Origin of the sequence: Embleya sp. NPDC005575 (assembly GCF_040605455.1) — a bacterium.
Classification (GTDB): domain Bacteria; phylum Actinomycetota; class Actinomycetes; order Streptomycetales; family Streptomycetaceae; genus Embleya.
The window spans coordinates 1-1,906 of the sequence record NZ_JBEXCV010000333.1; the positions used below are offsets into that span (position 1 = coordinate 1).

Annotated in this window: 2 protein-coding genes; both read left to right on the forward strand. The window is 74.3% G+C overall.

The genetic code is table 11. The features are described 5' to 3' along the window. The first annotated feature begins 280 nt into the window (after positions 1-280). A complete protein-coding gene (locus ABZS54_RS42810) occupies positions 281-964 on the forward strand; it encodes a hypothetical protein (protein WP_355548842.1) in 684 nt (227 codons plus the stop codon). Positions 965-966: 2 nt separating this feature from the next. Continuing rightward, positions 967-1,906: serine/threonine-protein kinase (locus tag ABZS54_RS42815; protein WP_355548845.1), on the forward strand; the 940-nt coding region annotated here is incomplete at its 3' end.

The window sequence follows — 1,906 nt, forward strand, 5'->3', positions numbered from 1 at the left end:
CGCGAGGCGTCGCGGGGCGTCGCCGGCTTCGCGGCCGACGCGGCGCCGTACCTCTGCCCGTCGGCACCCGGTCGGGACCCGACGAGGAGCCGGTACCGGTCGCGGCGTCCCGCTTTCCAGGTCGGCAGCCGGCCGGTCGATCCCGCCGATAGGCTTCCGGCACGCCGTCTCCCGGTCATCGCCCGCGACTCCCGGTGGACCGGGTGCGGACGCGGCATCGATTCACCCTGCGGGGAGTCGGCCGGCCTCGGGAGTCCCACAGCCTCGGGAGTCACACAGCATGGAAGGTCCGTCGCGCGATCCGGTACCCGGTCGACGCGGTACCGCCGGTCACTGGTTCGGGCTCATCGGCATCGCCGTCCTCGCGTTCGTCTCGATCGGGTTGCTGGCCTGGATCCCGCCGCTCGTGGCCGGTGTTCGCACCCGCAGGCGCTGGGACTGGGTGATCCTCACGGCCGTCGCGGTCAGCGTGGTCCTCGCCTTCGTGTGCCTGATCGTGGGTACCGAGTCGGACGACGAGGAGATCGCGCGCAAGGCGGCGGGCGGGCCCGAACCGCAGACGATCCTGGACGACGTCGGGGCGATCATGCTGCTCGTGCTGATGGTCGCGGTGCCGGTCTGGTGGTGCGTCAGGTCGGCCCGCTGGGCCAAGGCGACGCGCGCCCACCAGCCGCACGGGCAGGGCGGATACGCGCCGTGGCAGCCGGCGCCCGTCGGGTCGCATCCACACCCGCATGCGCAGCCGATGCCCTACCGGCCGGCCCCGCCGCCGCAGGCCCCGCCGGGCTATCTCCGGTCCGGCCCGGCGGTCGGGCCCGCCGACCCGCGCGGGCCGGTCGCTCCGCCGCCCGTCGCCGGCCCGCCGCCCGTCGCCGATCCCGCCGCGCGGGCCCGGGCCCGGTTGCAGGGACTCAGCGAACGGCTGCGCGAACAGGACGGCGGCAATCCAGGAGGGTCCCGATGAGCATTCCCGGCCGCGTGATCGCGGGCCGCTACGAACTGTCCGCGGCGATCGGCCGCGGCGGCATGGGGCAGGTTTGGAAGGCGTACGACCAGACCCTGCAGCGCCGGGTCGCGGTCAAGCTGCTGCGCACCGACCTGGTGGACGCCACCGGTGATCGAGGTGCGATGGAACGGCGCTTCCTGCGCGAGTGCCGGGTCACCGCGGGCATCGATCACCCGGGCCTGGTCACCGTGTTCGACGGCGGCGCCGACGAGGGCGACCTGTACCTGGTGATGCAACTCCTGGACGGCTGCGACCTGGCCGACCTGATCGCCGAGAACCAACCGGTGCCGTGGGAGTGGGCGGTCGCGGTGGCCGCGCAGATCTGTTCGGTGCTGGCAGCGGTGCACGCGGTGCCGGTCGTGCACCGCGACCTCAAGCCACGCAACGTGATGGTCCGCCGGGACGGCACGGTCAAGGTGCTCGACCTGGGTGTGGCCGCGGTGCTCGATCCGGAGTCGACCAAGCTGACCACGACCGGCGCGATGCCGGGCTCGCCCGCGTACATGGCGCCCGAGCAGATGAACGGCATCGTCGAGCCGCGCACCGACCTGTACGCACTCGGCTGCCTGCTCTACGAAACGCTGGCCGGGCAGGCGCCGTTCGCCGGGCCGACGATGGCCTCGGTGATGCTCGGACACCTCAACGGCACCCCGGAGCCGCTCGGCGCGCGGCGCCCGGACATCCCCGCGGGGCTGGACCGGCTCGTGTTGCGCCTGCTGGCCAAGCAGCCCGATCAGCGGCCCGCGAACGCGCAGGAGGTCTACCGGCTGCTCGTGCCGCTGTTGCCCGTGGGCAACGGCGACGCGCTGGCGCCGACCGCGCCGATGGACCCGACCCGCCCGTTGCGCTTCCCGGCCGCGCCGCAGCCGCTGCCGGGCCTGCCCGGGCCGGTACGCGCGG